Source organism: Cytobacillus sp. T106, from assembly GCF_040492155.1.
Taxonomy (GTDB): domain Bacteria; phylum Bacillota; class Bacilli; order Bacillales; family Cytobacillaceae; genus Bacillus_AB; species Bacillus_AB infantis.
This window is the reverse complement of record NZ_JBEUMK010000014.1, coordinates 68,449-87,406: the sequence shown is the minus strand read 5'-3', so window position 1 is coordinate 87,406 and position 18,958 is coordinate 68,449. Positions and strand designations below refer to the sequence as shown.

Sequence of the window (18,958 nt, the reverse complement as noted above, 5' to 3'; positions counted from 1 at the left end):
AAGGATCCGAATCACAAAAACTCCGCTTGCTGCCATCAGCCAGGCGGAGTTTTTTTAGACTAGTATTAAACTTTATATTAATTAAAGCCCCGTACTTAATTGGCTGTGTTGATTTTTATTGTAGAGGAATATATTTTAGTGAAACAAAACAGAGGAGTATTGCTTTCAAGAGAAAGTTATTTATTGAGGGTAAAGAAAGTGTCGAATAGAGATTATAAAGAAAGCCTCCTTTTAATAAGCTCCAGCTCTTTCATTACGTGCAGCTTTTTCCCGAATAAAGTCCTGATCCAGCTCCAATTTATTGAATCGGTCCATTACTTCTTTATGGTGACCATCAATTTTTGCATCAGTGCTATCCATTCTTGCTTCAATGACATCAAAGCGTCTATCAATGGAATCAAACTTCTTTTCAATGGCATCAAACTTCCTACCAATTGAGTCAAATTTCTCGTCAATAGAATCAAACTTCCTACCAATTGACTCAAATTTCCTGCTGTGCTCCTGTTGAACGGTTTGCATATTGGCTACCTTTGTAAGCAGCTGCGTTAGCATTCCTTCAAGTCGGTCAAATCTTTCTTCCGTTATTTTCTCACCTCCCCTTACTCTATTATAAGATAGTCACTTGAAACTAGACTATGTCAATCTTTTCACCCTTAAGCGCAAAAAGGTGCCCCATCATTTTCTCCCCCCACCCTCATTTAAACCGATACCCCACTCCCCATATCGTTTCGATATACTCCGGACTCGATGGATCTTTTTCAATTTTCTCGCGTATTTTCCTAATATGAACGGTGACGGTCGTGATATCCCCCAGGGAATCATAGCCCCAAATCCGCTCAAACAGATGCTCCTTCGAGAAAACTCTGTCCGGGTTTGAAGCAAGGAACCACAGCAAATCGAATTCCTTTGCCGTGAACACCTTCTCTTCTCCATCTGCATACACCCGCCGTGAATCGGCATCCATCACCAGCCCTCTCTTCCGTACCTCCCGATTCTCCGGCTGGCGGCTGATCAGCCGGTCATATCTGGCTGTATGCGCCTTAACCCTGGCGACAAGCTCATTCGGATTGAACGGCTTCACAATATAATCATCCGCGCCCCGGTCAAAGCCCCTGATTTTATCAATATCCTCCTTGCGCGCAGTCACCATCAGGATCGGGATGTCCAGGAATTCTCTCATTTCCCTGCATAGCTGGAAGCCATCAATCCCCGGAAGCATTAAATCCAGCAGGATCAGGCTGTATTCATTTGTCTTAGCCAGCCTCAGCCCTTCCTCGCCATTGGAAGCAATATCGCTGTCAAAGCCGCTCACTTCCAGATAATCCCGCTCCAGCTCGGCAATATCCGTCTCATCTTCTATAATCAGTATCCTTTTCATTTACTTCACCTTTTTCAATGTAAAATGAATGCTTGTTCCTTTCCCCGGCTCACTGGCTGCCCAAATCCTCCCGCCATGCCCTTCAATGATTTTCCTGGCAATTGAAAGGCCGAGTCCGCTGCCGCCTGTCGCCGAATTGCGGGATGCATCAGTACGGTAGAAGCTGTCAAATATGCGGGGAAGATCCTCTTTACCGATGCCGGCCCCGTTATCCTTGATTTCAACCTCTAGATCTTCCGTCCCCGAAGTCAGCCTGATCTGAATCCGTTTAGATGTTTTGTCCATGTATTTCAGGCTGTTTTGCGTAATGTTCATAACAGCCCTGTTCAGCTTTTCCCGGTCGGCTTCAGCGAGAAAGCCCTGCTCCCCTTCTAAAATCAGCTCTGCACGCCCATTTTCCCTTTCCATCTTATATGACAGCTCCTCAATATAATCGGCAAAAAAGGAATCAAGCCTCACTTTTTCAAAATGAAAGGGCATCTGCTCCAGGTCCAGCTTCGAGTATAAAAACAGCTCATCAATCAAGGCGTCCATATCATTGGCATTCCTGCTGATTTTGTTCATATACCGCTCCAGCTTTTCGGGAGTTCCTGCTATGCCGTCCTGAATCCCGCTCACATAGCCTTTGATTGAGGTTAAAGGTGTTTTCAGATCATGCGAAATGCTGGCGATGAGCTCCTGCCGGTTTCTTTCATACTGCTTCTGCATGCGCTCAGCTTCCTTCAGCTTCAGCCTCATGTCTTCAAATGTATTGGACAGCTGCCCCAGTTCATCCCGGCTGCTGGATTTCACACTGTATTCCAGATTTCCTTCACTGATTTTTCCGGCCGCCTCAGACAGTTTCCGGATTGGCACAAGAATGCTCTTTGATACAAAATAAGTCAGTATTGCATTGGTCAGCACAAGGATCACAATCACTGCCGCAAACCGGGCAGTCAGGAACAGCTGCAGATCCCGCCCCTCAGGCTTCCCGTTGAATAGATAGAAGAAGAAATATCCGGCAATAACCTCCACCAGCAGCAAGCTGAGGACCGGAATCAGAATCATCCCGACATTGGACAAGATCAGCCTTTTTCTTATCGACATTTATTCACCTGCTCTCCTGATCCAGTTTATCCTAATTTCCACATATATAGCTGCCGGCTGTCAAGATTCCCCTGACAGCCCTCCTATTATCTTTTATTCTTCAAGCTTCTGCGGTCCATCACAGGTACAAGCACTGCACAGATGGCCGCTGTAAAATAAGGGAGATATTTAATCCCAAACGGCTGGCTGAACAAGCCCATGCTGATGATCCCGATTACACTCGACAACGCAATCCCAACAATAAAACCGCCCACAATGCCAAGCAGCATAGCTGCAAAACCCCTCATTCTTCAACACCCTCCCCTTTATGCTTAAGGAATAACAATCCCCAGGCACTCTTCACTATCAGCAGCGACTGAATTAAAATAATCACCGCAATAACCGGATGCAGCGCCCCTGCCCATGGCAGCGTACCCGTTATATTCGCTGTAAAATACATCAAAAAAATCGACAGCATCACACCCAGCACCTGAACTAAAATAGAAAGAGGCAATCTGCCAACAAAAGCCGAGATAAGCATTAAAAGCGGGAGAGAAAACCCAAAAAGGTGGACCAACCTGACATGCCTCATCCAGCTTGCCGGATTTACAAACACCGCCATCCCGGCAATATACAGCTGTGTCAGGACACACACCGCAAACAAAATCGAAAACACCACAAAAGCCATCCCCCCGGCCCGAAACCTTAAAGAACCCTCTTTCATAACCAATCCTCCTTCAATTGACTCTGTGAACATCGTACAGAGAATTTCTAAACGGGGGCTTATAGAAATCTTAAATAATTCTTAAATAAGCCAAGGGGACAGGTCCCTTGGCTCAAAAAAAGCTGGATGCCTGCCCTTTTTCAAGGCAGGCATCCAGCTTCTAATCACCAAACAGTAAGCTCACTTCTATCATTCTCATCCGTAATATATTCCGCATTCAAGAATCGCTCCCTGCAAAAACGGTACAGCCTTTCTGTCCTCTCCCTATCCTTGCAATAAACAGCGGTATAAGAGCTGTCCACAATGAGAATTGCTATTTTGGCAATCACTTTTCAAGAAATCTTTATAGGTCCGGATATCATCAGCAGCCTTTCCTTTTGGAAAAGCCTTTAAGTCGGCAAAAATGAGATAGCAGGTGTAAGGGCTGAGATACAGCATCAGATCCCCGCCTGCCCTGACCATTTTATTTTCCGGGAAAAGCTCTCTGCCCAGCTCTCCGTTTTCTATAAAATAACCTTCCTCACCAGCAATCATCCACTCAAAGCTGGAAGCTTTCAGCGCCAGCAGAATCTCAAAAAGAAACCGGCCATATTCATTGGGAATTTCAAAAGTCATCCCTCTTATCATGTGGCCCCTCCTAATAATAAGCACTTAAAAACGCTGCAATATCCTCATTAATCTTATTCAAATATTCCTCAGAAGGAAAATGCCCCATTTCATATGCCTTAAAGTCGGTTAGATTTGAAATGATTTCTTTTGCTGCCGGGTTAAGACTGTGCTCAGGAAAAAAGACGTCTTTTTTTCCCGCTATAACCAGGGTCGGCGCCTGGTATCCCGCCAACTCATGACGCTCCGTTATCTTCGGCATATCCTGTTCAAGCTTCACATATTTGAACACATGACCGATAATCTCTTTATCCCGCACTTTCATCGAACCGCCAGACATAATACCAGTGAGTTTATCCAGCTGTGCTTCCGAAGAAAAAGCCTTAAAGGCCACCATCGGCAGTAAAATATCCTTAATCATCCTGGTCTTGGACCCAAGGCTGATTCCTGCCGGAGACACCAGCACTGCGCAGTCAATCAGGCCGGGCATATAGGCTGCAATCCTCATAATGATTCCTCCGCCATAAGAAGGACCGACAAAGGCGCATCTGCTGAGCTGGAAATGATCCATCAGCTCTTTTACCCATTTCGGAAAACTATCATCCTGAGCTGAAATCCTTGTTTCTGCGCTGAATCCCGGGTGTCCGATGGTATCAGGGGCATAAATCCGATAGCTGTCCGCTAATGAGGAGAACCACGACAGTGTCATCGGATTGATGCAATTGCCTCCCTGAAAAATAAATACAGGCTTCGCCTCCTTTGGCCCGGCAGCAAGGACATGTGTCCTTCCATAGCTGGTATCCACAAATATCCTTTCCACATCAAAACTCAAAGTGCCTATATACTCTTCATAATCCTTCTCCAGCGTGCGTTTGCCATGTTCATTTTTATAGATGGTCATTTGGCATCTCCCCAGCATTTCTATATCAGCTTTACAGTGGATATACGCCCGAAAGAGCTGGTAAGTTTCATTTCAATTAAAGCTGTTACAGGACTTTTTAAATAAAAGCGCTAAACCGGCCAGGCTTAGCGCTTTTTTTCATTCACATCATCCATTCTTCACCATGAACACGAATGAATTGAAGTTCCTTCTGGTAATGCTCAAGATGCCCTTCATCAATCATCTTTTGAAACGCCTTGTCTCCCTCTTCAGCTTTCCTTCTTATGGTTTTGCATAACCCATCTACCCGGAGCCGCACCATCTCTATATAACCATGTTCCAATCCAGCCATACCATAGGATTGAAAAAATAATGCAACCCTCTGTTTTATGCGTTCGGCATCCTTTGACCGGTCATAATAAACTGCTTCACCTGTTTCCGTATGGTACAGTCTGCTTAAAGGCACACAAGTGTAAAGAGCATAAGCGATATCCCAAATTCTCGGGCCGGGCGCAGCAACGTCAAAATCTATAATCCCTGCCGGCTTTTCGTGCCTGAAAATAATATTATAAACGGCAAAATCATTGTGGCACACTACCTCAAACGGCTGAGGGGTGTTATCAATCGGCTGCCAGCTCTCATCAATTGGAAAATCGCTCACAGCATCATGATAGAGCCGAAGCATTCCTGCAATCTCTTTTAAGGCATCATTAGACCACATATACTTTTTTAAAGGATAATTGCCGGCTTCTCCTTCAATAAAGCTCAGGATCTCTCTATTTTTTTCGTCAATGCCTAAAAACCTCGGTGCGAAGCTGAATCCTTTATTTTCTAAATGCTGCAATAACTTTTGGATGTTTTTACTATCAGGCTTCATTTCCCGCCGGACTGTATCTCCAGAACGATAAACGTTTGTGACATTTCCTCCTGATAGCAGCTCTTCGTTTTTGTCCTGACTCTTCATGAAGATTCCTCCTGGTCAGGGACGCTATGATTATGCCAATAGAGATGCAACTCCACCCGCAATATCTGCCTGGCAATGGAAATTTATATGGCCGCATCATGTATCCCTTGAATGAATTAAGATCAGCAAATAAACGTATCCCCCAACAAGGACCGCCCACTGCCTCTATCCAATTCTACAAATCAATTCAAGATATTCCACATGTGCAATATAGATTCCCCTTTCTATGCATCTCTCAATTTTTATAATACCAAATATTAGCATTCCAGTGAAACCCGAGTGGTATAATGGAGAAAAGGAGAAGAGCCATCCATGAAAAAAATAATCTTCATATTGGCAGCCATCGCCTTGCTCCTGGTTCTCTTTATCACAGTCAATTTCATGAAAACAACCAATAACACAGATCAGAATGAAAGCATAGAACAAACTCAGCCAGAGTCCGGTCCCTCTGAAGAAGCCTGGGATCCAGATGCAGCACCTGAACAGGTTGCCAAAGTGGAAGGGGCAACTACAACATTCCCGGTAGACCAAAGCTCTGCTGAAAAAGAAGTCATGGATACCATGCACTTTATGACACATCAGAAAGTCATGGCCGAGAAAAAGACCGGTGCTGTCGAGATGAGCAAAGAAAATGTTGAAAAAATCTTTAGCATCCTGCAATCGAGTGATTTTGAAAAAAAAGAAACGCTGCTGGAAATAGCAGCGAAGTGGAGAAACGAAGACTTTACTGGCATCATAGAGGATCATAATTATTTTTGGGAAATGGATGGCGGCCAGATTGGCAAGGTATACAGGGTTCTGAAGCCAGCTGATGAGGAGAAATTTATTGAGAATAACTTTAGGAATCCATAATTAAAACAGCTGCCGGATTGGCCGCTGTTCTTAAAAGCCTGAGGGCCTTTTTTATATAAGCTTCAGCTTCAACCCTTCATGTGTTGCCTTAAACCCTAAACGCTCATAAAATCTCAGCGCATCCGGCCTTTTTTTATCAGTTGTCAGCTGCACCAGATGGCAGCCGCGTTCTTCTGCACGCTGAATGGCCCATGTAATCAGTTCAGACCCTATTCCCATACCTCTTACTGAAGCCGCTGTTCTTACCCCTTCAACCGCAGCCCTCCATCCGCCTTGATGTGTGAGATAGGGTGTAAAGGTTATTTGCTGAACCCCAACGACTTCAGTTCCCCTGCATGCAACGATCAGCTCATTATTAGGATCAGATGAAATAGCTTGAAATGCCTTTATGTAGCTGTCTGGAAGCGGATCCTCATACTTTTCGCGTGTACTCCCGAGAACATCATCAGCAAGCATGAGCACAATGCTGTCCAAGTCTTCCTGAGCAGCGGATCTAATGCATATTTTGGCCTCCATTCCTTTCCCTCCCTATAGAATCTATATTTCTATGCTAACTGAGTTCATTCCATAAAGGAATTACAAGTATATGATGACTCTTCATAAAGATTTCTTATGATTACAGCCAGGTATTTTCGGGCTTCCCTTTTAAGTGGATAGATCTGCAGCCGTCAGAAGGCGGAACCAGGTCGAAAAAACACAAAAAGAAGGCACTTCACGCCTTCTTTTCTTTAATCTCAAAACCGTTCTGCCCAATGGCATATTCTACTCCGTGCTGTAAGGTAGAGAAGGTTTGTACTTTGCTGAATTGAATGTTTGAATGTGATATTTGTATGGCCTGGTCCGCTGAAATACCGACAATAAAGCATTCCCCGCCTATCAAGCGGATAGAAAGAATCAGCTTTTGGATGCCTTCTATCGTGTAACTGTCCAGCCCTTTCACACCTGTCAGATCAATTAACAGGTAATTGGCTTTAAGCCTGGAAAATTCAAGCAGTGAACGTTCGATAAAATTGGATAGTCGTTCATCGTTGAAATTGCCATTAAGCGGGACGACAACAATTCCTTTCAATACCGGAATAATCGGGGTGGATAATTCATTTACAAGGGCGGAAAGTTCTTCGGTTCTCTCTTTTACTTTTTTCTCCAGCTCCAGGATATGTTCTGTCTCTTTTTGTCTTGCTAGTTCGAAAATATTTTCTGTAGGTGAAACATCAGAAGGAAAGATTTCAATTTCGTCATATTCGTTTCCATCCAGCTGGCTTTTGTTGATTTTGTACCAGACTTTTTGTTCAAATAGGCCTGTAAAGACTCCTGCCCAGTGGCTCGGCAATAATACGCCAGCCTTTTCCTTGTCTGTATGATTAAAAATCCTGTGCTCCCAGCTGTTGGTCAGCTGAACGGTTGCTCTCTTTTCTTCAAAATTATATTGAACAATTTTGACGTTACCCCAGCCGGCATTTCTGTATATATCACTATATTCTTCAAGGAGCTGTTCGAGGTCCCTTCGGCCGGTATAATAAGAAGTTACCAGGTGGCCCATCCGATATCCCGTAGCTTCATAAACAGTTTTAGATACATCTTCACCAGAAACTTCTTCAATGGTTTTCAAAAATAATTCTATTGCTGAATCCCAAAATAAAAGCGCTGGTGCACCATCAAAGGTAAAGAGCCCGTTTTGGGGATCCCACACAAACTCATTACTGTTTACCTCTACCGTTACTTTTTCCCTTGCCAACGCCATAAAGTTCACTCCCCGCTATTCTTACGCCTGTTTATTTTAATAGATTGACTGCTTTTTTACCAATAAATTCACCATATAATTGCAGTTCTATACATATCTCATTTGCCCGATCTTTCGGTGGTGCACCAGAATGCAAAAAGTACATTTTATCCAACAAAAAAAGTGCTGACTGCACAAATCATTTGCGCATGTCAGCACTTTTTTTGCAAGGTACAAACCTCTTATCATGATATCCCGATCAATTAATCAGATCCCAGCCGTGCTGATTCCTGGGCTTTAGCAGCCTTCCCCAGATGGCTGAACCCAACAAATTTCTTCCCATCTTCATCCCAAAGACGGAACTTTAAGGACTGAAGGCTGGTTGCCAGTGTAATGGTCGGAACGTTTTGCAAGGGTTCCGTGTTTTTATGCACTTCTTCAAGCTTATAGTTCGGGACTCTTGGGCTCAGGTGGTGCACATGATGGAAACCAATATTGCCTGTCAGCCACTGCATGACTTTTGGAAGCTTGTAAAATGAGCTTCCTTCAACAGCTGCTTTTACATATTCCCAATGCTCATTTTCTTCGAAATAAGAATCCTCAAACGTGTGCTGAATATAAAACAGCCATACTCCGAGAGTACCCGAAATCATGAAAGTCGGCACCTGAACGAGCAGGAAGTTCTGCCAGCCGATAGCCCAGCATACAAGTCCCGCCACAGCCGCGATTCCCAGGTTCGTAATATACGTATTCATCCGTTCTTTGGGCTTTGCCCCTTTGCGGTTGAAACGATTGGTAATGCCAAAAACGTAAATCGGGCCGAGGATGAACATAACAAACGGATTTCTGTACAAACGGTATAAGATTTTGGTTTTAGTTGAAGCTTCCAAATATTCCTCAACAGTCAGTACCCAAATATCGCCTGTACCGCGCTTGTCCAGATTGCTGCTGGTGGCATGATGGACAGAATGGTCATGCGCCCACTGGTCGAAAGGATGCAGCGTCAGAATCCCCGTTATCGTGCCAAGGATCCGATTCGCCTTCCTGTTCTTAAAAAAAGAATAGTGGCAGCAGTCATGAAAGATAATGAAGATTCTCACTAGAAAGCCTGCTGCAGCCACAGAAATCGCTAATGTAAGGAAATAAGAGACCGGTATGCTCTTATAAGCCAGGTACCACAACAGGAAGAATGGCACCAATGTGTTAATAATCTGCCAGATACTTTTTTGTAAATCGGACTTTTCATAAGGAGTAACCAGTTTTCTCAAAGCCCTTGGGTTTTGTTCGTTCATTTTTAAAAGTTTCTCCTTCACTCAATTAGTTAATTTAAGTATAGAAAACGTTTTATCTTTGCGGTAGTCCCAGCTGTCATATACCATACATGATAAGTGTCATGGTTATCTCATTTTTTCAAAAAAACTTTCACTTTCTCATCCGCCAGGAAGATAGCTGAACTTATGTATAGCGGCGTAAAAAAATTATACCCAGCTCGATATCGGATAAAACTTTCTGCCTGCTCCTTTGTGAGAATATAGCATTCATTATAGAAATGATTGAAAATTTGGCACCCGGTTAAGCAACTCATCCTACCTAACAAATATTGCCATAATAAAACAAGAATATAATTTGCAATTTTTTCCGATTGCTGTTATGATGAAAAAGAATTATTTTTGTTCGGTATAAGTTAATTAATGACTTTTCGTCTATATAAATACTTTGAGCAGGGATAGTAATACATTGTGCGGCAGCACTAGGAGGCAACAAAAATGGAACAAGGTACAGTTAAATGGTTTAATGCAGAAAAAGGTTTCGGCTTCATCGAACGCGAAGGTGGAGACGATGTATTCGTACACTTCTCTGCTATTCAAAGCGAAGGATTCAAATCTTTAGACGAAGGTCAAAAAGTAACATTTGACGTTGAGCAAGGTGCTCGCGGACCTCAAGCAGCTAACGTTCAAAAAGCTTAATCTTCGCATAATACAGACAGGCCCTATATTAATAGGGCCTGTTTTTTTCTGTATAATGAAAATTACTCCGTGTTAGAAAGAACCTCTTCCTCTTCATACAAGTCCTTTTGAACATATTCCTGAATGATGAAATTCGTCAAATGGGTGTTGTTCACAAACTCCGAAAAGAATGTTCTTAATGTGATCGAATCGGCTTTGCTTAATTTTTTATCGCTAATCAATGCAATCCTGAAAACATTTAAAATTTCACTAATATCCTCTTCATCCATAAAGCATAAAGGATCCAATTTTTTGTCTTCTTCTGTAAAAGGATTCCGAGTATCCTCAATGATGCTATACGCTAAAACTCTTCCGTTCCTTATTACTTTGAAAATCTCCAGATCACGCAATTTCAAGATTCTGGCAAGTGATATCATCATTTCCTCCTGACCAATTGTATACTTGGTGTTCCCTATGCTTTCACTTTTCTAATTATTATATTGGCACAATGGATGATTATCTTCGTCTGTGAAAACAGGTAAATCTCATGCTTCAGCTTCTTTTTGCTCAGCGGAGTGATTTCATCATATCCCCAATCATCGAGGCCATTTCTGCCGCCAAATGCAATCTCTTTTGGATTGTTGCCATAAACATTTCGCGTGATATCATAGTCCATGAAAAACTTGCGGACATTCTGCCACTGAATTTCATAGGTGCCTGCTGTCTCATCATACTGCTTAATGACCATCAGAATGGCGGTCGGATCCTTTGTTATTCCATTCTCTTTATTTAAAACTGTTAGTGAAACAACCTTTCCATCATGAAAAGAATAGTTCTTCAGGAAAGCTGCTGTTTCTTTATTAAATCTGGGCAATAATTTCCTTAATTCTTTGCTATACCCCATTACATCCCAATGATCGTCATCAATAAAATATTTCATTTCTTCATCCTTTATTCTATTAAGAGTTTTTTATAACAGAAAAGAAGATCAACACGTAACCTATATTTGCTGCTACGGCCAGCAAAGATTTTATGATCGGTTCTTTTAACACCAACGCCCCGATTCCTAAAAGAACACCTGTAAATGACAGAAACATTGGCAATACCAGATTGCTTAAAGTTAACAGCATGGTAAATAATCCGCCCCAGTCTCCAATGAGGAAAAATAGTATATTTGAGAATAGATTGATAGCGACGCATATAAGTGACATCCTGGTTAATTCAGCCATACTTCTCCTTCACCTGCTTTCTGCTTTTCGGAATCAGATCGTGCAAAAAAAAATAGCCCGGTTGGAGCTATTTTAAATTGACTTCAGTGTACCTCATTACTCTTCCATTATCCCTCAACAATAGCCAGATACTTCAAAACCTTTCCCTCGGACTCCACTAGTAAAATATCTTCTCTCTCCCTAGCAGAGAATATCCTTGAACCGACAGGAAGCTTATTCGACATAGCATCTTCAAAATCTGTATCGTTCTCATTTCTGGATTGTATTTCACCAATTTGAGCGTCCTTTTTTAATGACAATTCTTCGACCCAATCTATATTCGTTTGGTAGATGACACCATCATACTGAAAAATATCAGCATCCGGATCCAGCCTTAAAACCTCTTCGGCATCAATGGTGTCAACAGAAACTGAAGTGCTTTCTTCTCCATTCGCACATCCTGCTGCAGTGAAAAGCGTTAAACCAATCAAGAGACAGATTAGCGTCCGAAACAACTTGCTTCCCCCTTTTTTGTACCTATTGGTTCTTTGAGCTGCTTTGGACCATGAAACCTTTCTCTATATCTTGTATTCCTATAAATCAGGAAGAAACCAAGGACTTCCAATATTCCCATGCTATAAGATATCCATCTAAATCCTGAGGATGAACCCTGACACAAATGCCAAGGCGCGTGTATAATTGCACCACCACTTCGTCTATGAGCTGCGATTTTCCCATTGAGACATGCTCCAGCAGCGTGAATGAAGAAAGCAATGTTTCTATATTTAAATCATCCGCAGATGAACAGAAGGCATAGGTAAAGTCATAAATGACCGGCCCTATAATCGGGGAAGGGTCGATGACTCCGGTCAGAACTCTGTGATTAAAAACAAAATTATGGACTCCTGTGTCTCCGTGAAGCAGGTACTTTTTTTCTTCCCCGGACCTGCTTATCCGCTCGACAATTGATTTTACTTTAAAATAATCTTCCTCCGGCAGCAAATCCCCTAAATCTCTATATGCGAGTCCTATACTAATCTTATTAAACTCATGCCATGATTTTCTTGGCTGATCCAGCCTGCCCCATGCTTCTTCAGGATGGCATTCTTCGTAATGATTTAATACTTCCTTCACCAGGGTCCTCATCCAGTCTTCCTTCAAGCCGCGATTATAATGCGTCGTTCCCGTTATAAAAGAGTAGACGATAAACTCTTTTTGAGGATCTGTATAGAGCCATTCTGGCAGGAGGCTGACATTCCGGCAGCTCTGAAGAAACCGTTCCACGTATTCAATTTCCTGCGGCCGGTCATACTTTATCACATACTTCGGCACAGTATTTTCAGCTAAAGTATACACAATTCCTTCAGTCGTTCCTTTAAGCATGTTGATATCTGGTTCGTTTAAATCAATAATCCTCTTGTCCTGTAAATCCCTGATAACATTTTCTATTTTTGATTTCACTGCCTTTTTCTCCTCGCAACTTGGAAATGATCTTTATTACTAGCATGAAAGAATCGTATTTCCTTCAGGTACCGTAGTCTCCAAAAAGTCCTCATCCACCTTAAAAAATATCCTGCCCAGATTCTCCCTACCGCCCATTTTCTCAAACCAATCCTGCACACGCTGGACGTGCTCTTTATCATGTCTCACATTGTTTTCAATGTTTTCATATGCTTCACGGCTGTCATATTGCCATATTGCAAAGATTTCGACTGCCCCTTCTGCCGGCTGTCCCATCCATCTTCCGACCAGCCTTGACCCGTATTTCAGCTGGGCCGGCAGCAGCGTCTGATTAAAATGAAGATTGAAATCTTCTACAATGCTTTCATCCACTTTATAGCTTTTTCTGCGGTAAATCATCTGCTTTCCCCCTTACTTAAACTATGTATTTTCAACGCTTCCTTCACTGCCCATCCCTGGTGCTCATGAAACAGACCTGCTTCAGCTTCCAAAGGATCCAGCCATATCAGCGTATGGTCCTCTTCCAGCGGCAGGCTTATTTGCCTGACGATTTCACATAAGTAGAAATACCCTTGGCTCAAATAGTATTTGTATTCATTGGTAGAGTAAAAATATCTTTGTGCCTGCCCCAGAAAAGGACCGAGATCAATCTCGGTCCCCATTTCTTCAAGAGCCTCTCTTTTCATGCATTCTTCATGCGTCTCCCTGGCCTCTATTCCTCCGCCGGGAAGAAAATACTTTCCGTCCCCGGTCTGTATGACAGCGACTTTCCCATTCTCCGGGTGAAGAAACAGTCCGTAGACAGCCGGTCTGCTGGTATATTCTATTTTCTCAATTTTTTCTCCAAAAGTAATCATCCTGAACGATGCGAGCCTCCTTTTTAGGACAAAGGGACAGGTCTTTAAGATAACTTGTTCTTAAAAACCACTTCTCCTTCTGCATTGTAAGCAATATATTCAGCATCATAGATTTCATCGCTATCTGTTCTGAATAGTCCAAACTTTTCATCCGCAGCTTTAGTAAGAAGCTTGAAGCTGTGAATAGTTTGATCTCCCTTTACTATTTCAACACGGTCTATTTCTTTATCAAATACCCTGAGAATCACAGCGTTGTATTCTTCTTCACCTGTAAATGGCGAAGTGAAGAAGGCAAGGTGAATCGGGTCATGTATTCCTTCCGGTGTAAAGGCAAACTCTTTTTTGGCCTCCCAAGAAAATAACGACCTCTCTAAATACATTTCCCTTTCCTCACCTGCTGCAGTGTGCAGGAAAGCAACGGATAGATGGTTATCAATCATATCGATATGGTCTATGCTGGCTCCGTTTGTTTTTTTCGCAATCTCATTAGCAATTTGTGCCTCGCTCCCCCGTGCAGGCAGAAGCCAAATGAAGGAGAAAACAGCCGCAATGGCTATTCCAATGAAGAAACGCTTTTTTACAGACATTAACCCGAACCTCTCTTTTATAAGTTTAAAAGTCTACTGCTTTTCTCTGTGCAATTCAAAAGTCTCCTCGGCATTATCCCATTTTACATAAACTTTGATAATATCATCCTCATTCACTATGCCGCTATTCTCCGAAGATCCGCTGCTTTTAAAAACCTTTTTCGTCGGCGGTGCATCAAATTTTGTTGCGCCGCTTCCGCTCCCTGCTGACGTTTCATAAGAGTACTCTATTTTTTTCATGGATGAAAGCTCTTCTAAAGGCCCTTTATACTCTAAAAAGAATTCATCGTTATTTTCGTTAGAGTATGTGCGCCTTCCATTTTTTTCGCCCCACTCCTCTGTCCCTTTAAACACGTACTCCGCTTCCCAATGGCCGCTTTCACCGACAAATCGATAGTCATAAGTGTTCACTTCTTTCGAACAGGCAGCTAAAAACATCAAGGAAAAAAATAACAAGAGTATTTTTTTCAACCTTACTCCCCCTGTCTATTGAATCAGCGCTAATAGTTCCTCAGGGACCAGCCGTAATCCCTTATCCCGAAACTCATTGATAGACTTCCACATTAACTTGAACTCTTCCCCATTATCCTCAAGACCCATAAAAGATGGTTTTTGATAGAAGGATAGATCAACAAACTCCCCATCATAGACAAAAACGAACTCATGGCGGGGAATCCCATTGTAGGTAAAGATATTTTCAAGGGTGCCTAAATGAATGAGATTCCTAACGTTTGCCCCAATTTCCTCGAACACTTCTCTTTCCAGCGCTTCAGTGCTTTTTTCGCCAAACTCGATTCCCCCGCCAATCGGACGGTAGAAATAGTCCTGCTTAACTTTGTCGAAGCCTTCAGCCACAAGTATAGAGTCATTTTTCCTGAACACACAGATGGCAATAGCCCGAATATTATTTCTTATCATCCTTCCCCTCCAGCTTCGGCTTTCTTTTCCATATATAAAAGACAGCAAATAAATTAATGGCCACACCCATTGCGTGCATGATAAAATTGCCGGTGCTGCCTAAACGATCTACGGTGATGCTTATTAAAAAGCTCCCCATTATTAATAATGGAACAGCTAAAATGAATCGCAAATTATTTCCCCCCGAAGCAATGCTCCAACACCACAGCAGCCTGCTAATAAAACATCAGGACTATGAATAAAACCATAATTTCCAAATAATTCATCTTTATTATAGACGAAACAAAAGCTGTAATGTTTCATTTTCCCCCGCTCTATTTATGCAGCAGGAAAGAAGCACAAAAAAAAGAGCCCCGCAAGGCCCTTCTTTAAACAGTTAAAATTCACTATCAAGCCTGCTCATGAAATCCGATGCAGCGCTGTACCCCTGCTGCCGCAAATACCAGTTGTTCGCAGCTGCCTCAATCAACCCGGCCACGTCACGGCCTGGCTGAAGCTGGATTTCCATTGATGGCACTTTAACGCCCAGATATTCCGTGAAATCAGGCTGATGCTCTAAATCATTGTTCAGCGAATTCTTTTCCCATTTCGTTAATTGGATATCCAGCGAAATCCGTGTTTCATTCTGGAATGCCTTCAGTCCATAAGAGCGGACCACATTGATCAGCCCAACACTCCGGAGGGCCAGAAACTCTTTTGTTTTTTCATCATGTGTCCCTAAGAGCGTCTGCGGGCTGAGCTTTTTCAGCACGACAATATCATCTGCCACAAGCCTGTGTCCCCGGCCAATCAGCGTATGAGCTGTTTCACTTTTCCCCACTCCCGAATTCCCCCGCAGCAGGATCCCCATTCCATACACATTCACACAAACTCCGTGAACATAGGTTTCCTCTGCCAGCTCTTTGACCAGATAAGCATCTAATTGAGAGATATAATCTGAAGTCGTTTCAGGAATTTCAGTTGTCAGCAGCGGAATACCGTACTCATTGCAATAATGCCTTAAATACGTCAGCCCCTTATCACCTGTTGTTACAATAAAGCATGGCGGATGATAGTTGACGATATTGCCAATCCGTATTTTCCGTTCCTCTTCTGTCTGCTTATGTAAAAAGTTGATCTCTTTTCTTCCCAAAATCTGAATCCGGTCTGTTGGGAAAAAATCAAAATGCCCCACAAATTCCAAGCCCGGCCTGTGCACCCTGGACTGAGTGATCAGCTTATCCAGATTATCCTTCCCAGCCAGCACCTTCAACGAAAACTTCTCAACCAAATCACTAACCTTAACACTCTTCACTCTCCAAATCACCGCCAATAACGTATATAACTTCATATTATATCAAAAATGAGCCAGGGGGACAGACCCTCTGGCTCTTTTGAGCCAAGGGGTCTGTCCCCCCTGGCTCACTCTTGTTCCTTCTCCTGTATTTCATCTACCTTTTTCGGTGTAAGGATCATATCCTGGACAGCTGAAACTCTTCCCCATTCGTCTTTATAGACAAGATGCTTCCGCTCGAATTTTGTCGGGGTATCAAGGCCAGCAGCTGCAGCCAGATTGAACAGCCCTTCACGGAGGGAAACCACATAATTGGCTACCCGGTATTGTTTTTCCTCAATGACCAGCCCATCCTGAAGTTTCGGGTCGGTTGTGGCGACACCGGCAGGGCAGTGGTTGGTATGGCATTTCTCCGCCATGATGCAGCCGACGCTGATCATGAATCCGCGGGCGATGTTGACGAGATCTGCCCCCATGGCAAGAGCAATCGCAACTTTATCCGGGGTAATCAATTTGCCTGATGCGATCAGCTTCACCCTGTCGCGGACTTTATATTTAACCAACATTTCATCAACAGCCGGCAGCGCAGATCCAATAGGCAGCCCCACTGCATCGGCAAGCTCCTGATAGGTGGCGCCTGTCCCGCCTTCGCCGCCATCGACAGTGATAAAGTCAGGACCCATTCCTGTTTCCTTCATCACCTGGGCCATTTCCTCAAGAGAATCCAAATCACCGACCACGATCTTGATGCCAACCGGCTTGCCGCCTTTATCCCGCATCTTTTCTACAAACTGAAACAGCTCATCATAATTGTTAAATTCGTAGAATCGGTTGGGGCTGTTGATCGTCTGCCACGGCTCAACAAGGCGGATTTGGGCAATTTCTTCGTTAACCTTTTCTCCTTCAATATGGCCTCCGCGGATTTTTGCCCCCTGGGCCAGCTTGATTTCAAATGCCTTCACTTGCTCAATTTTGCTCTTTTTCTCAAATTCATCCCATGAAAATTCCCCGCCCGGAGTCCGGACGCCGAACAGGCCGGGACCGATCTGCATCATGATGTCCGGGTTACCGATTAAATGATATTTTGATAGACCGCCTTCCCCGGTATTCATCCATGTTCCGCCGGCAAGGCCCAGCCCTTTTGACAAAGCCGTGATCGCCCGGTCGCCGAGCGCGCCATAGCTCATCGCAGACTGCCCGACAAGCCCTTTCAGCTTGAACGGCTGCCGGCATGTATGCTCGCCGAGGATGACTGCATCTTCATCTGTTAGAAAATAGGGATCTGTCTGGCTTTCCTCCCGGTGTTCTTTCCTGGTCATAAGGCCTTCTTCATCCACTTTATAAACCTTTGTATTGATTTTCTGGCTGTTATCGATCCTCAGTTCTTCCCGCTGCTTCGGAAACATGCTGTTGCGGATATAATAGCCGCTTTTTGAAAAATCCCGCTCCGAACCGAAGCCGATCAGACGCTCCTTATACTTCCCGGCCTTGACGATATCCTCGAACTCTTTCCGGGAAAAAGGTGTCCCTTCATTATTGCTTTCAAATAAGTATTGCCTAAGCTCGGGGCCGATCTTCTCTGTCATATACCTGACCCTGCCAAGGAGCGGGAAATTCCTCAGGATGGAATGCTGCTGCTGCGTGTCATCCTTCCGGTAGAAATAAGTCGCAGCTGCCGCAGCCCCGAGTGCCGCAGTCCCCTTCAGAAGGGCTGGCAAGTATTTTTTCACATTGGACATCATATCACCCTTTTCATAAAATAGTTAAGTATCAGTCAGAGCTTATCTGCTGCAATGCCTCGCGGATCGGCATTTCTCCTGAAGACACTTCAATGGTTCTGTTATAAGCCTCCTCCAGTTCAAGTGCCTCGACCAGTACAGTCGCGATATCCTCTTTCGGAATTTCACTTTCCTTACTTTTAAGAGAAAGTGCTGCTTCAATCTTCCCTTTTCCCGGCTTGTCTACAGGCTTGCCTGTCCGTAATATGGTATAAGTTAATTCTGCATTTCTTAAAAGCTCCTCAGGCTGATCCTTCGCCCCGTCTGTTCCTGAACCGCCTTTGTCCGTCTCATTCGCACGCATCGCACTCATCAGCAGAAAGCGCTTAACTCCCTGGTCCCTTGCCGCGTGCACCGAATCAATAACCGACTGATGGTCAATCAGAATCGGCTTGCTTTCACCCGTCCGCGCACTGGCATCGCCCACATAAATGACCGCATCACAAGCTGAAAAGGCCTTGGCATAACCATCATTTTCCTGCACAAAAACATCCGCTGCCCCCAGCCTTCCCATTTCATCCACCTTACTCTTTGTCCCAACCAATGCCACCGCCTCATGCTGCTTGTCCGACAGCTGCTTGATTACATGCTCCCCCGTCAAGTCTTCCGTTCCAATCACAAGGACTCTCATAGAATGCCTCCCCGCTTTAGTTAATCTTTATTATTTACCACACTATTTCCAGAGAAAACCAAAAAGGATTTGTGCCAGGGGGACAGACCCCATGGCCCAGTTTTGAAAAA

General features: G+C 43.7%; 27 protein-coding genes and 1 pseudogene. 2 read left to right on the top strand and 26 right to left on the bottom strand.

What is annotated here, in order from left to right; translation table 11 throughout:
• Positions 1–231: 231 nt before the first annotated feature.
• The 9 genes from ABU165_RS20695 to ABU165_RS20655 all read right to left on the bottom strand — a co-directional run bounded on the left by ABU165_RS20695 (position 232) and on the right by ABU165_RS20655 (position 5,617).
• Positions 232–519, bottom strand: a complete 288-nt coding sequence (locus ABU165_RS20695) for a hypothetical protein (protein WP_253616426.1) — start codon at positions 517–519, stop codon at positions 232–234.
• A 175-nt stretch (positions 520–694) separates the two neighbouring features.
• Positions 695–1,378, bottom strand: coding sequence for a response regulator transcription factor (locus ABU165_RS20690; RefSeq protein WP_224951277.1), 684 nt, complete (start codon positions 1,376–1,378; stop codon positions 695–697).
• Entirely contained in the window at positions 1,379–2,464 is a 1,086-nt protein-coding gene (locus ABU165_RS20685) for a sensor histidine kinase (RefSeq protein WP_224951275.1), read from the bottom strand.
• Between the two features lie 86 nt (positions 2,465–2,550).
• Positions 2,551–2,751, bottom strand: coding sequence for a DUF5957 family protein (locus ABU165_RS20680; protein ID WP_148950364.1), 201 nt, complete (start codon positions 2,749–2,751; stop codon positions 2,551–2,553).
• The gene (locus tag ABU165_RS20675; RefSeq protein WP_224951273.1) at positions 2,748–3,167 is read right to left on the bottom strand and encodes a DUF6220 domain-containing protein; all 420 of its coding nucleotides are present in this window, start codon (positions 3,165–3,167) and stop codon (positions 2,748–2,750) included. Before ABU165_RS20675 ends, ABU165_RS20680 begins: the two co-directional genes overlap by 4 nt.
• 164 nt (positions 3,168–3,331) lie before the next feature.
• Positions 3,332–3,469 (bottom strand): DUF2691 family protein, encoded by a 138-nt coding sequence (locus tag ABU165_RS20670; protein WP_262383042.1) that lies wholly within the window; start codon positions 3,467–3,469, stop codon positions 3,332–3,334.
• The gene (locus ABU165_RS20665; RefSeq protein ID WP_263625571.1) at positions 3,432–3,794 is read right to left on the bottom strand and encodes a DUF2691 family protein; all 363 of its coding nucleotides are present in this window, start codon (positions 3,792–3,794) and stop codon (positions 3,432–3,434) included. The genes ABU165_RS20670 and ABU165_RS20665 overlap by 38 nt, the downstream gene beginning before the upstream one ends.
• 10 nt (positions 3,795–3,804) lie before the next feature.
• The gene (locus ABU165_RS20660; protein ID WP_224951271.1) at positions 3,805–4,674 is read right to left on the bottom strand and encodes an alpha/beta fold hydrolase; all 870 of its coding nucleotides are present in this window, start codon (positions 4,672–4,674) and stop codon (positions 3,805–3,807) included.
• A 142-nt stretch (positions 4,675–4,816) separates the two neighbouring features.
• Positions 4,817–5,617 carry a phosphotransferase gene (locus ABU165_RS20655; RefSeq protein WP_311225814.1) on the bottom strand — a complete coding sequence of 267 codons (801 nt, stop codon included), beginning with the start codon at positions 5,615–5,617 and terminating at the stop codon, positions 4,817–4,819.
• A 312-nt stretch (positions 5,618–5,929) separates the two neighbouring features.
• Here ABU165_RS20655 and ABU165_RS20650 point away from each other — a divergent pair, with 312 nt between their 5' ends.
• Positions 5,930–6,469, top strand: a complete 540-nt coding sequence (locus ABU165_RS20650) for a DUF6241 domain-containing protein (protein ID WP_318060847.1) — start codon at positions 5,930–5,932, stop codon at positions 6,467–6,469.
• A gap of 51 nt (positions 6,470–6,520) precedes the next feature.
• On the opposite strand, the gene ABU165_RS20645 is transcribed toward ABU165_RS20650, so the two are convergent.
• The 3 genes from ABU165_RS20645 to desA all read right to left on the bottom strand — a co-directional run bounded on the left by ABU165_RS20645 (position 6,521) and on the right by desA (position 9,481).
• Complete coding sequence (locus tag ABU165_RS20645; RefSeq protein WP_248138991.1) at positions 6,521–6,985, bottom strand: GNAT family N-acetyltransferase; 465 nt, start codon at positions 6,983–6,985, stop codon at positions 6,521–6,523.
• Positions 6,986–7,181: 196 nt separating this feature from the next.
• Positions 7,182–8,210, bottom strand: a complete 1,029-nt coding sequence (locus ABU165_RS20640; protein ID WP_318060848.1) for an STAS domain-containing protein — start codon at positions 8,208–8,210, stop codon at positions 7,182–7,184.
• Between the two features lie 242 nt (positions 8,211–8,452).
• Positions 8,453–9,481, bottom strand: a complete 1,029-nt coding sequence (gene desA / locus ABU165_RS20635; protein ID WP_318060849.1) for a Delta(5) desaturase DesA — start codon at positions 9,479–9,481, stop codon at positions 8,453–8,455.
• Between the two features lie 474 nt (positions 9,482–9,955).
• Here desA and ABU165_RS20630 point away from each other — a divergent pair, with 474 nt between their 5' ends.
• Positions 9,956–10,156, top strand: a complete 201-nt coding sequence (locus ABU165_RS20630; protein ID WP_009791915.1) for a cold-shock protein — start codon at positions 9,956–9,958, stop codon at positions 10,154–10,156.
• Positions 10,157–10,239: 83 nt separating this feature from the next.
• Here the strand turns inward: ABU165_RS20630 and ABU165_RS20625 are convergent.
• The 14 genes and pseudogenes from ABU165_RS20625 to ABU165_RS20560 all read right to left on the bottom strand — a co-directional run.
• Positions 10,240–10,572 (bottom strand): annotated as a pseudogene (locus ABU165_RS20625) (terpene synthase); the annotation flags it as partial.
• Between the two features lie 35 nt (positions 10,573–10,607).
• The gene (locus tag ABU165_RS20620; RefSeq protein WP_318060850.1) at positions 10,608–11,075 is read right to left on the bottom strand and encodes a hypothetical protein; all 468 of its coding nucleotides are present in this window, start codon (positions 11,073–11,075) and stop codon (positions 10,608–10,610) included.
• A gap of 19 nt (positions 11,076–11,094) precedes the next feature.
• Complete coding sequence (locus tag ABU165_RS20615) at positions 11,095–11,364, bottom strand: hypothetical protein (RefSeq protein WP_318060851.1); 270 nt, start codon at positions 11,362–11,364, stop codon at positions 11,095–11,097.
• A 107-nt stretch (positions 11,365–11,471) separates the two neighbouring features.
• Positions 11,472–11,858, bottom strand: a complete 387-nt coding sequence (locus tag ABU165_RS20610) for a hypothetical protein (RefSeq protein WP_318060852.1) — start codon at positions 11,856–11,858, stop codon at positions 11,472–11,474.
• 85 nt (positions 11,859–11,943) lie between these two features.
• Positions 11,944–12,804 carry a phosphotransferase gene (locus tag ABU165_RS20605; RefSeq protein WP_009791920.1) on the bottom strand — a complete coding sequence of 287 codons (861 nt, stop codon included), beginning with the start codon at positions 12,802–12,804 and terminating at the stop codon, positions 11,944–11,946.
• Positions 12,805–12,843: 39 nt separating this feature from the next.
• Complete coding sequence (locus tag ABU165_RS20600) at positions 12,844–13,203, bottom strand: NIPSNAP family protein (protein ID WP_094768770.1); 360 nt, start codon at positions 13,201–13,203, stop codon at positions 12,844–12,846.
• On the bottom strand, positions 13,200–13,661 hold the full coding sequence (locus ABU165_RS20595) for an NUDIX hydrolase (protein ID WP_094768769.1): 462 nt from the start codon (positions 13,659–13,661) through the stop codon (positions 13,200–13,202). The genes ABU165_RS20600 and ABU165_RS20595 overlap by 4 nt, the downstream gene beginning before the upstream one ends.
• A 44-nt stretch (positions 13,662–13,705) precedes the next feature.
• The gene (locus tag ABU165_RS20590; protein ID WP_009791923.1) at positions 13,706–14,248 is read right to left on the bottom strand and encodes a hypothetical protein; all 543 of its coding nucleotides are present in this window, start codon (positions 14,246–14,248) and stop codon (positions 13,706–13,708) included.
• A 33-nt stretch (positions 14,249–14,281) separates the two neighbouring features.
• Entirely contained in the window at positions 14,282–14,719 is a 438-nt protein-coding gene (locus tag ABU165_RS20585; protein ID WP_248139013.1) for a hypothetical protein, read from the bottom strand.
• A gap of 15 nt (positions 14,720–14,734) precedes the next feature.
• The gene (locus ABU165_RS20580; protein WP_009791925.1) at positions 14,735–15,166 is read right to left on the bottom strand and encodes an NUDIX hydrolase; all 432 of its coding nucleotides are present in this window, start codon (positions 15,164–15,166) and stop codon (positions 14,735–14,737) included.
• On the bottom strand, positions 15,153–15,338 hold the full coding sequence (locus ABU165_RS20575; RefSeq protein ID WP_141195042.1) for a serine kinase: 186 nt from the start codon (positions 15,336–15,338) through the stop codon (positions 15,153–15,155). Before ABU165_RS20575 ends, ABU165_RS20580 begins: the two co-directional genes overlap by 14 nt.
• A gap of 204 nt (positions 15,339–15,542) precedes the next feature.
• Complete coding sequence (hprK, locus tag ABU165_RS20570) at positions 15,543–16,460, bottom strand: HPr(Ser) kinase/phosphatase (RefSeq protein WP_129613491.1); 918 nt, start codon at positions 16,458–16,460, stop codon at positions 15,543–15,545.
• Positions 16,461–16,567: 107 nt separating this feature from the next.
• Positions 16,568–18,178, bottom strand: coding sequence for an FMN-binding glutamate synthase family protein (locus tag ABU165_RS20565; protein WP_022543446.1), 1,611 nt, complete (start codon positions 18,176–18,178; stop codon positions 16,568–16,570).
• Between the two features lie 31 nt (positions 18,179–18,209).
• Entirely contained in the window at positions 18,210–18,848 is a 639-nt protein-coding gene (locus ABU165_RS20560) for an NAD(P)H-binding protein (protein ID WP_009791930.1), read from the bottom strand.
• Between the last annotated feature and the right edge of the window lie 110 nt (positions 18,849–18,958).